Annotated in this window: 8 protein-coding genes; 6 read left to right on the forward strand and 2 right to left on the reverse strand. The window is 46.6% G+C overall.

Annotated elements, in window-relative coordinates; genetic code table 11:
* Positions 1–509 (reverse strand): hypothetical protein (locus A3751_RS09060; RefSeq protein WP_156492349.1); only part of this gene is annotated, 509 nt, incomplete at its 3' end.
* Between the two features lie 201 nt (positions 510–710).
* Here A3751_RS09060 and A3751_RS09065 point away from each other — a divergent pair.
* From A3751_RS09065 to A3751_RS09090, 6 genes are all read left to right on the forward strand, one after another.
* Positions 711–1,310, forward strand: coding sequence for a hypothetical protein (locus A3751_RS09065; RefSeq protein ID WP_068464217.1), 600 nt, complete (start codon positions 711–713; stop codon positions 1,308–1,310).
* A gap of 352 nt (positions 1,311–1,662) precedes the next feature.
* Positions 1,663–3,042 (forward strand): DUF6160 family protein, encoded by a 1,380-nt coding sequence (locus tag A3751_RS22730; RefSeq protein WP_068454678.1) that lies wholly within the window; start codon positions 1,663–1,665, stop codon positions 3,040–3,042.
* 90 nt (positions 3,043–3,132) lie between these two features.
* A complete protein-coding gene (locus tag A3751_RS09075) occupies positions 3,133–4,476 on the forward strand; it encodes a DUF6160 family protein (protein ID WP_068454682.1) in 1,344 nt (447 codons plus the stop codon).
* 86 nt (positions 4,477–4,562) lie between these two features.
* Positions 4,563–5,918 carry a DUF6160 family protein gene (locus A3751_RS09080; protein ID WP_068454684.1) on the forward strand — a complete coding sequence of 452 codons (1,356 nt, stop codon included), beginning with the start codon at positions 4,563–4,565 and terminating at the stop codon, positions 5,916–5,918.
* 196 nt (positions 5,919–6,114) lie between these two features.
* A complete protein-coding gene (locus A3751_RS09085; protein ID WP_068454687.1) occupies positions 6,115–8,043 on the forward strand; it encodes a hypothetical protein in 1,929 nt (642 codons plus the stop codon).
* Positions 8,044–8,379: 336 nt separating this feature from the next.
* A complete protein-coding gene (locus A3751_RS09090; RefSeq protein ID WP_068454690.1) occupies positions 8,380–9,378 on the forward strand; it encodes an alpha/beta hydrolase in 999 nt (332 codons plus the stop codon).
* Between the two features lie 23 nt (positions 9,379–9,401).
* Here A3751_RS09090 and A3751_RS09095 read toward each other — a convergent pair whose 3' ends face one another.
* Entirely contained in the window at positions 9,402–10,550 is a 1,149-nt protein-coding gene (locus A3751_RS09095; protein WP_068454693.1) for an acyl-CoA dehydrogenase family protein, read from the reverse strand.
* Positions 10,551–10,706: the final 156 nt, after the last annotated feature.

The raw sequence follows: 10,706 nt of genomic DNA on the forward strand, positions 1-10,706 counted from the left end.
TGTGACTTAACCCAGTCGAAGTCTGCAAGCCGTTTATAAGAGCGCGAAACGGTATGCGTAGTATTAGTATTAATATTTGTATTCACTAGCTCTAGTATTGTTTGCTCAATTTCTTCGCTGCATTCGTCAGAAAAAACGAAGATACCTTTGCCGCTGTTATGGCAATAGGTGTAACTCCATGTGTAGTAGCCAAAGAAGTCTAGACCTTCGCTATAGCTCTTTGCGCCAATCCATCCTTTGAGAAAAGGGAGTTCGGCAAGGTGTCCTTCGCTTGTTGTGTCTAATCTCGGTGGGAGTGCGAGCTTCGTGCTATTGCATTCAATATGAAGAGGCAGCCCAGAGTAGATACTGAATTTTTCAGGTTTGCGAGATTCTTGGCTTTTCGTGTCTTGTGTTAAGGGCTGACCACCGCTTACCAGCGCGACGCTATGGTCAAGTTGTGAGAGTAGGTGTGAAAGTTGAGACTGACCTAGTGTATGTCGGCGTGTTCGCACGTTTTTCTGTTCCATAACGATAAAGCTACCAACTTAAACATCTTTGAGACTGTGACCTAATTGACAAATAAAACAGGAGCTTGGGTGGATTTTTTAAGTACGTGTCTATAAGTTTACCGCATTCGCTGCGGCTAGTTGTCGCGCATATTAGCCTGTTCTGTTTTTTGAACCAACCGGCTTGATCCAAATCTAATAGATAATCGCCTGGAGCCTGTAATGTATAAATCGTTTTACTCTTTCTTGACCTTTAGCGCGCTCGCAATAGGGATGGCAGTAACATCAATCAGCGTATTCGCAGAAGATAAGAAGCCAAGTATTGAAGATATGGTCGAAAAGCCAACAGGAGAGGCGGTGACCGATCTTGGGTTGAGCCAGTCCAAACGCGCGAAAGTCACCGAAGAGCAAGCGATTGCACAGCTAAAGTATATGATGGTTGCCGCATTCAAAAGAAATGAGCCGGATTTGCTAGAGCGCGGTTCGTTCAAGCCCATGGGAATGACCTTGGATCCTGATGGGAATTTCCGTGCGATTCGTGTAGATGGGCAGGACGAGATGCCCCAGGAGGTTGCACTCGAGGCATTGGTTAAAGCATTGCAGGGCCTTGCGGCGAATCGTACGCAGTGGGCCGTTGGGATTATCTACGTCACGGGCCGAAAGCTTGATGACGGCACAATCCTAAGACAGATCGTTGTTGCTTCTGAACATATTGCTGGTTGGGCTCGCAGCTGGACCTATCCTTATGGGGTAATTGATGGCGAGGTGAAGATGGGTCAGCCGACAGAGCGCGAAATGAAGCCGGTTTACTATCAGCGTTAAATAGAATGATCTTTGAGGCACCCCAGCTTAAAGGCTCGCTAACCAGCGAGCCTTTTTCGTTAAAAGCACCGTAGAGACCGTTAAATAGCAAAACAAACACCCTGTTTATCTGTATCCGTAAGCAGTTGCGTCTGGAATGTCAAAAAATGTAAATAAGGTATTCAATGTAACTGCGCGTAACTTTTTGTGAGGGCATTCACGGAAACGCACCTCTGATTTACTTAATATGGCTCCACTGGTTAGCGAAAGCCGACTGGAACAAAACGAAACACTAACAATAAAATGTTGCTTCAACTTAAGAATACAAAGTATCTAAGAAGAAGCGTTCTTACCTAAATATTAGGAGAATAATATGAAAGGCCTGAAAAAAATTGCACTAGCATCTGCAATCGCTGCTGTTTCAGCTGGCGCACAAGCAGAACTTAAAGCTCTAGACGACTCAGCAATGGGTGAGTTGACTGGTCAAGCTGGTTTGACTATCGACCTAGAAACAAAATACACCATCGGCGAGTTCATGTATAAAGACGCTGGTTCTGTATTCTTGAGCGGCATCAGCTTGGGTGCTAACACAAACGAAACTCCTGCTTCTGCTGCTGCAGCTGCTGGCTACGTTGATAACATCCGCATCAAGCTAGACATCGCTGGTGCTGGCGCGATCGATCCAGCTAACGGTGTTGCTGATAACTCTCTTGACACTGGTTTCTCACGTGTTCGTGATCTAGCTGGTATTCAAGCTATTGCTGCTGCTGCTGCTGGCAACGCTGACGCTGCTAAGTTCGGCCAAGCAAACGCTGGTTCTGCTGATCTTGCTGATCTTCAAGCTGCAGGCATAGTTGACAACACTCGAGGTGTTACAGACGCTAACGCTGCTGTTCAAACTATCGCTGGTAAGCAAGGTTACGGTGACGGTGACCTACTTATCCACGTATCGTTTAAAGATGCATGGCAGAAAGCTGCTCCAGGCGGTCTAGCTGTTCTTATGTCTACTGATTCTGCTGGTCCAAACGCTGGTTCTGCTTCTGCACTAGGTGATCTTACTTACGCAGGCGTTCTTGCTTCTGGTCTTAAGTCTGTCGACTTTAACTTCAGCATCGACGCTATCGGTCTTGCTGATTCAACGTTCGCTGCTGGCGATTCAATCGGCGACAGCTTCACTGGTCACACTGCAAACGGTATCGACCCAGATGGCGACGCTGGCACTACAGTATTGATCTCTGATCTTTCTATCAACGGTTACCTTGGCCCAGTCGATATTCATATCGAAAACAACGGTAACGGTTTCGGTTCTGGTACTGCTACTCCAACAATTGGCGCTGCAGACTCTAAGATCAACTGGAACACTTACGTTAACGTAACTGACCTTGATGTTTACCTAGACATCGCTGGTGTTCAGATCACTGATTTGAAAATCAACAACGTACGTGGTGACGTTACTGATCTAGATGGTAACTTCTCTTTCGGTTTCGCACAGTCTAACCGTCAAATCTTCGCAGTACGTAACACTGCTGGTTTTGATGCGGCAGGCCTAGCGGCTGCAGCTGGTGGAGCGGCTTACGCTAACCCAGTAGCAATGGCTAACGACCTTGGTCTAGACGGCGTAGCGATCAACACTACCTTTAAAGGTGACATGGAGATCGGTGCATTGTCATTCGGTGACACTGGTACTTCAATCGGTGAGTTGTACTGGACTGACATCGAGAGCTACACTAACTGGACTATCTCTGCACACTAATTACTTGGTGTAATGAGTTAAGTCTCAGAGGAAAAGCCGCTCTCAAGAGCGGCTTTTTTTTTGAAAAAAGTTAGAAACTAGGAGTAAGGTATGAAAATGATAAAAAGAACGGCCTTGTCTCTTGCAATTGCAGGAGCAAGCGTCGGTGCTCATGCCGAATTAAAGTCTCTAGACGACTCAGCGATGAGTGAGTTGACCGGTCAAGCCGGTTTGACGATCGATCTAGAAACGAAGTACACGATTGGCGAATTTATGTACAAAGACGCCGGTAGTGTATTTTTGAGTGGCATTAGTTTTGGTGCAAATGAAAACGTCGACCCAGGTGGGTACTTTGATAATGTTCGCGTGAAACTCGATATTGCGGGTTCTGGCTTGATCGACCCAGCAAACGGTGTAGCAGATAACTACCTTGAAACCGGCTTTTCCGGCGTAAGGAAAGTGGCTGAGATTCAGGCGCTTGCGGCGGCCGCTGCAGGAAACACAGATGAGGCCAAGTTCTTGGTGGCTCAGTCGGGACAAATCACGGTAACGGATGCGATATCGGCAGGTCTTATTCAGGCGAATGCGACTACTACTGGGCCTATGTCTATTGAAGGCAAAAAGACCTATGGTGATGGTGATTTGCTGATCCACGTTAGTTACAAAGATGCGTGGGAGAAGCTTGGTGGCTTAGACGTGTTGATGTCCACTGATTCGACCTTGAACGCTGGTGCAGCATCAGCGCTTGGCGACGTTACTTTTGATGATTTGTTCGGTAATGGCTGGACGAAAGGAAAGGATTTCAACTTCAGCATTGATGCAATCGGCCTTGCTGATTCAACGTTTGCTGCGGGAGATTCAATTGGTGATAACTTTACTGGGCACACTGCAAACGGTATCGATCCTGATGGCGACGCTGGCACTACAGTATTGATCTCTGATCTTTCTATCAATGGTTATCTTGGGCCTGTTGATATCCATATCGAAAACAAAGGTAATGGTTTCGGTACTGGTACTGCAACGCCTACAATTGGCGCGGCAGATTCGAAGATCAACTGGAACACTTACGTTAACGTGACCGATCTTGATGTTTACCTGGATATTGCTGGTGTTCAAATCACTGATTTGAAAATTAACAATGTTCGAGGCGACGTAACGGATCTTAACGGGAACTTCGCGTTCGGTTTTGCACAGTCCAACCGTCAGATCTTTGCAGTGCGCAACACGGCTGGGTTTGATGCGGCGGGTCTTGCTGCAGCAGCTGGAGGAGCGGCTTACGCTAACCCAGTAGCAATGGCTAACGACCTTGGGCTAGACGGCGTAGCGATCAACACTACCTTTAAAGGTGATATGGAGATCGGTGCATTGTCATTCGGTGACACTGGTACTTCAATCGGTGAGTTGTATTGGACTGACATCGAGAGCTACACTAACTGGACTATTTCTGCACACTAGTAATTTGGTGTAACGAAGGTTGTCTCAGGGAAAGAGCCGCTCTTTGAGCGGCTCTTTATAGACAAGTAGGGAGTTAGGAGAAGGGTATGAAAACGATAAAAAAAACGGCCTTGTCTCTTGCGATCGCAGGGGTAAGCCTAAGTGCTCATGCCGAACTAAAGTCTCTAGACGACTCAGCAATGAGCGCGTTAACTGGCCAAGCCGGTTTGACGATTGATCTAGAAACAAAATACACGATCGGCGAATTTATGTATAAAGACGCTGGTAGTATATTTTTGAATGGCATTAGTTTTGGTGCAAATGAAAACGTTGATCCTGGTGGTTATTTCGATAATGTTCGCGTGAAACTCGATATTGCGGGTTCTGGCCTGATCGATCCGGCAAACGGTATCGCAGACAATTATCTTGAAACCGGTTTTTCAGGCGTCAGAAAAGTAGCGGAAATTCAAGCGCTTGCAGCGTCTGCTGCGGGTAACACGGATGAAACTAAGTTTTTGGACGCGCAGTCAGGTCAGATCACGGTTGCCGATGCGGTATCTTCGGGTCTAATTCAGTCAAACGCGACCACAACAGGTCCTATGTCGATTGATAGTAAAAAGACCTATGGTGATGGCGACTTACTGATCCACGTTAGCTATAAAGATGCGTGGGAGAAGCTTGGCGGCTTAGACGTGTTGATGTCTACAGATTCGACGCTAAATGCCGGTGCTGCTTCAGCACTTGGCGATGTTGGTTTTGATGATCTGTTCGGTAATGGCTGGACGAAAGGGAAAGATTTCAACTTTAGCATTGATGCTGTTGGTCTAGCTGCTTCAACGTTTGCTGCGGGTGATTCGATTGGTGATAGCTTTACGGGTCACACTTCGAATGGGGTTGATCCCGATGGTGATACTGGAACAACAGTGTTGATCTCCGATCTATCCATCAATGGTTATCTTGGGCCGGTGGACATCCATATCGAAAACAATGGTAATGGTTTCGGAACAGGTACAGCAACGCCAACAATTGGCGCGGCAGATTCGAAGATTAACTGGAATACGTATTTTAATGTGACGGATCTTGATGTTTACATCGATAACTGGGATGGTCTTTCTGGTGTTAAGGTCGATAACATGAAGATTAACAACGTGCGTGGCGATGTGACGGACTTGGATGGTAACTTTGCCTTCGGTTTCGCGCAGTCCAAGCGTCAGATCTTTGCTGTAAGAAATACGGCGGGCTTTGATGCCGCAGGTTTAGCCGCTGCTGCCGGTGGGTCGGCTTATGCTAATCCAGTAGCTATGGCCAATGATATTGGTCTTGACGGCGTTGCAATGAATACCATCTTCAAAGGTGACCGTGAAATTGGCGCGTTATCGTTTGGGGACACTGGTGTGTCAATTGGCGAGCTGTATTGGACCGACATGGAAACGTACACGAACTGGACGATATCAGGACACTGATTACTGGTTTGTTGGTTTAGTTCCGTTTTAAAGCCGCTCGTTTGAGCGGTTTTTTTTGATATGGTTATCAGGTTTTAGTTCGGCGCTTAAGTTTTCTTTTCGAACTGGAACTTCGTTCCTTTAATTTGTTGCTCTTCGGGTTACGATATTTCTATAAGACACGCTTCAACATAATTGCTCTTTTGGATTGGTCTCATTGTTTAAAAACATTGCTATAAGTCTGTTTGTCTCTTCTGTTGCTCTTTCAGGTTGCTCTTCATCAAATAATGGTACTGTGCTTCCTGACGACGAAGTGGATAATGTTGCGCCTCGCGTACGTAGCGTAGAGCCACCTGAAGTTGCGGCTACGTTGGTTCCCACAAATTCCCAATTTAGATTCGACTATGACGAATTGCTTGATTCTTCTACGCTCAGTGAAAACGTTACGCTTAACTCGTTAAAGTCTCGGAATATTTTTGAAACTTCGTTATTGGGGTCGAAAGATTTTAATCGCTTCGATGTCGATAAGAGAGCGATCAATCTAACAGAGTCACAAGTCATTTTTACGCGCTCGCGCACAGAAGTAGTACGCGAAACAATCGACGAGGATGGCGTTAAGAACACTGAGACACGTACCGTGATTGATGAAGTCCCTGCGACCACGGTATTCGTCGAGCCCCAAGGTCGCCTAGCGCTATGGTCTCTCTATTCGTTAGAGTTTGGTGCCGGGATACGAGATTTATCGCCAATAGAGAGCATTTCACCTATTGATGGCTCCGTTACTACAGGTAATTTTGCATCTCCAAACTCTATTGAGTTTGGCACCGCTGATGGAGAATGGCGCTCTTTTGTCGATGTTAATAACGACTTTCTTTCAAATGGCTTCAATGTATCCAAAGTAGATTTTGTGTCTGCGGATGATCAGGGATACGTTGCTTGGTTACAACAAAGTCAGGCTATTGACGCGCTTTCACTTTTATATATCAAAGAGTTTAATCAAGACAGCCAATCTCTTGTCGGTCAAGCTGTGCGCTTAGATTATGTTGATGGAGTTGACGGAGGTAGCAATGTCTCAAACGACGTACTTGATTTTTCGACCAGTATCTTTGGTAATGAGTATTGTGCTACTTGGTCTTACAAAGAAACTGCGTCACTGCAGGGTGTTTATTTGCGCTGCGCAAGTGGGGATCAGATTTACCCGCGTATAAATTTTGTTTCTCATTCAGCGGCCAACTCTATTACATCGCTTGGAATACACATGACAGGCGCGAGCTCCGGCTTTGTTTCTTATTTGTACGATGAACAACTTTACGTTTACAGTTTTTCGGTCGCGTCGAATAGTGCCCCGACCATCGATGGTAGCGAAGTTGTAGGAGGCGGTTCGCTCGCCGTTGTTGAAGTGGAGGTTGTTGACTACGGAAATGACCGGATAGATATCTTGGTCGTTTCTTCGGATACATCGAAGGCAGCAAACGAGCAATATGCTTTGGAGCATGCTGTGTATCAAAGAGATAATGGGCTCTCTTCGGATGCGAGGTTGATTCAAGCAAGCGGAACTCTTCAGGAAGACATAAGTGGAGGCTTCGATTATTTGCAACGGGGCGTTGTTGGCTGGAGCGCCGGAGCAGGTTTTGGTCGAAACTTTTTCACTGCCAAGTTCAACGGTGCTAGTTGGTCAACACCGAGTCCAATAGCCAAGAATGCAAACGCTGTTGTTGTTGATAGTGACGTGTTCGTTTTTGATGACGGTCAAGTGCTTTTCACTTGGATATCACAGCAAGGCGGAGAGTATACAGTCAGCGCGCAAGGCTTATTTCCCGTCGACTCCAATAGTGCTTTTGTCATCCCGTCAGTAATAAAGCTTGATTCGAGCTTCTCCGAAATAAGCGAAGTGCAAGTGATGGGGGATAGAGAAGGGAATGCGTTAGTGTTATTTGCCCGCAACCCTCGTAACATTGCGGTTCGATTCCGCCAGAATATTGAGTGGAACTCTGCTTGGGGAGACGCAGAAGATGTTGGTGTTTACGGTGGCACTAAGCCCGTATTAAAGCCGATTGCGGAGGATGGAAGGTTTATGCTCTTAGATAAGCAGTCCCGTATCGGTTTTGATGCTGCAGCCCTCCGTGTTTTCTCTGATTTTAATTAGATGAGCCAATCTGCACTTTGGGCTAGCTTTGGTGCGTCAATAATACAAATGCTGGTACAAGAAGCCGATTAAGATACAGCTTACGGTCGTTGCCACGACCACATCGATCACACTTAATTCTTTATTGTTGGTTTTCATCAGGCCGACTCTCTTTAATTAGTTATAATTAGCTTATAGTTATCAAGTAATACGAATCAGGTTGAGCGGTTTTGTGTGACCGCTTGTTATGTAACCGACTGGTTATCTTATGCAGCTGATTGTATCTAATTTTGTCGTGTTTTGTGCGTTTGCAGTTACAAAGAATGTTAAACCGAATTTGAGTGAGACCCTGTTTGCATGTTTTGGGATAGAGACCGTTTACTACTGGCTTTAAGTACAAAAAAACTCCAACTGAGCAATAAGCCGCAATCTCATGCAGGCTTATTGTATAAGTCGTATGCAGAGACTTACGGACTTGAGTTTGTTAGTGGGGGTCTTGCCCGGGAGCAATCGATTAGAGTCGTTCCTTCTTCTGAGTTTGACCTAGTTGTTCAGGCGTTTGAGCCAGCACAAGATTCGATTACGGAAGATCGTGAGCCAGTGCAAGCATTGATTGTGCATGGATATTTCGATCATTCAGGCCTTTACCATCACCTCATTCGCCATTTGCTCCAGCATGGGGTGCGCGTGGTTGCGTTTGACTTGCCAGGGCATGGATTGTCAAGTGGTGCGCGGGCCGCTATTGGTTGTTTCTCGCAGTATCAAGCAGCGATTAAGAGTGTGGTGAATAGTGAGTTGCATCGAGATATGCGAAGCTTTTTGATCGGGCAGAGTACTGGGGGGGCTATTCTCGCAGACGCTCTTAGCGGAGATCTCAGGCGAGAGCTCGAATCACATGTTGACGATTGGCGTGTTGTTTTGTTAGCGCCTCTGCTTCGCCCTGTGGCTTGGACAAAGGCACTGCTGATGCACTCATTGCTCGATGGTCGTCGAGCATATTGGCCACGTAAGTTTATGGTTAATTCGCACGACGATGATTTTCTAACGTTTATCCGCGATCACGATAAGCTGCAGCACGATGGCTTGTCAGTTGATTGGGTTGGCGCGTTACGAAAATGGATTCCTGATATGCTTGCTCGGGCAGTAGTGCCTGACAGTGAGCATGTCACGATTATTCAAGGTACGGAAGATACAACGGTGGACTGGCGCTATAACTTGGCGCAGTACAGAAAGTTGTTTCCGCTTGGAAGTGCAGTGACCATTGATGGCGCAGGGCATCATCTGGTAGGAGAGTCAGAATCTTATCGTCGAAAGGTATTTGCGGCCTTAGACCGAGCGCTAACCCTAAGGTCATAAACTACGCTCAGTATACTGGCAGCCTAGAGTCCGAGCTGCTTGGCGATCACTTCGTTCATGATTTCATAGGTGCCGCCTCCAATTGAAAGAATTCGGTTGTCGCGAGCGAGTCTTTCGACCTTTGATTCGCGCATATAGCCCATGCCGCCAAATATTTGCACTGCGTCATAGGTGATTTTGTCGCTGGTTTGCGTCGCGAAATTCTTTGCCATTGAGATTTCTTTTATTACTGATTTACCCTCTTGCATTGCCGCGGCTAGCGAGTATGTAAAGGTTTTGCTTGCTTCAAGCGCTGTCGCCATCTCGGCGAGCTTGTGCTTGGTGACTTGGAACTTACCAATCGGTCTACCAAATGCACTTCTCTCTTTAACGTACTTTAGTGACTCTTCTAGAGCTAGTTCTGCGGTCATGTTTGCCATAACGCAGAGGCTAAGACGCTCCATCTCGAAGTTGGACATTATCGCGATAAAACCAGAGTTTTCTGGCCCGATGAGGTTTTCCGCTGGTACGCGAACATCATCGAAGAATAGCTCAGCCGTATCGCTGGCCCACCAGCCAGTTTTTTTAAGGTTTTTGCCCCGGCTGAATCCGGGGGTGTCGCGCTCTATCAATAGTAAGCTGATACCGCCGTAGCCATCGCCGCCTGTGCGCACGGCGACGGTATAGTAATCCGCTCTATGACCGCTGGTTATAAATGTTTTTGAACCATTAACAATGTAATGGTCGCCATCTTTGACGGCGCGAGTCTTGATGTTCGCGACATCAGAGCCGCCTGACGGCTCAGTGATGGCAAGTGCAATGATTTTCTCGCCACTAATCACTTTGGGTATTACTTTCTCTTTCAGCGTTTTGGATCCCCATTTAGCTATTGGGGGGAGTCCGATATCAATCGATCCTAGGCTTGCCACAAGACCGCCCGAAGTTGAGCGCATGAGTTCTTCGGATGCCGCTACCTTACAAAAAATATCGCCACCGCTACCACCGTACTCTTCTGCGTGGCCAATTCCTAAAATTCCAGCCTCTCCGGCAGTGCTGTAGAGCTCTCTTGGAAACTCATTCGCTTCCTCCCAATCATTAATATGTTCAATGATGTGCTGGTCAACAAACCGCCTAACGGTATTACGTACCAAATTTTGAGTTTCGCCAAAATAGTGTGCATGAAGGTTAGCCATTTAAATTTCCGAAGGTGGTTGTGCTTATGCTTTGGAAGTAACTTACCGCAGACAATGCAGTGAAGCAAGCGGTTGCTTGGTTGTGTTTGAGGGGAATTGGTTCTCGTTGCTAGCAACGCGTAATTGTCATTTTGTTTGACGCGCCTTAGGCTTCCC

It is taken from the genome of Oleiphilus sp. HI0080 (genome assembly GCF_001635135.1).

Bases quoted from the DNA above. Each gene is read 5' to 3' on its own strand.
- A3751_RS09080 (WP_068454684.1), top strand. From the start codon at position 4,563: ATGAAAACGATAAAAAAAACGGCCTTGTCTCTTGCGATCGCAGGGGTA.
- A3751_RS09090 (WP_068454690.1), top strand. From the start codon at position 8,380: ATGTTTTGGGATAGAGACCGTTTACTACTGGCTTTAAGTACAAAAAAA.
- A3751_RS09065 (WP_068464217.1), top strand. From the start codon at position 711: ATGTATAAATCGTTTTACTCTTTCTTGACCTTTAGCGCGCTCGCAATA.
- A3751_RS09095 (WP_068454693.1), bottom strand. From the start codon at position 10,550: ATGGCTAACCTTCATGCACACTATTTTGGCGAAACTCAAAATTTGGTA.
- A3751_RS22730 (WP_068454678.1), top strand. From the start codon at position 1,663: ATGAAAGGCCTGAAAAAAATTGCACTAGCATCTGCAATCGCTGCTGTT.
- A3751_RS09075 (WP_068454682.1), top strand. From the start codon at position 3,133: ATGAAAATGATAAAAAGAACGGCCTTGTCTCTTGCAATTGCAGGAGCA.